Here is a 384-nt window from a genome sequence, read left to right on the forward strand (position 1 = left end):
GCTGAGAGCCGATAGAATCCAGCCTTGCGAGCGGGCAGTGCCGTCTGAAATATTGCCAAGCGCAATGGCGGGGATACAAAGAACACCAATCAGGAAGGCCGGCCAGTAATAGGGCTCGAATTCTGCACTCAGAATTTTGAGCACTGCAATGGCGATCAGTGTAATTGCACTTGCACTGATAAGCGCAAAGACGGGGCCGGTACGCAAAATACCTCGGGCATCATTGCTCTGATTTTTTTGTAAATATTGCGGCACATAGCGGATGATAGTGGTGTGAAAGCCAAAACAGGCAAGGTCACCGAGGATCAGTGTCACTGTCCAGACAAGGACATAGATACCAAACTCAAAACTGCCCATCAGGCGGGCAAGCACGACCTGACTGAG

1 protein-coding gene is annotated in these 384 nt (G+C 50.8%); it reads right to left on the minus strand.

Features of this window, described 5'->3' with window-relative positions:
• Positions 1–384, minus strand: a 384-nt coding sequence (locus tag HBA93_RS19130; RefSeq protein ID WP_221724357.1) for a lipopolysaccharide biosynthesis protein, incomplete at both ends; no start/stop codon positions are given.

It is taken from the genome of Ochrobactrum sp. SFR4, from assembly GCF_019730395.1.
Classification (GTDB): Bacteria; Pseudomonadota; Alphaproteobacteria; order Rhizobiales; family Rhizobiaceae; genus Pseudochrobactrum.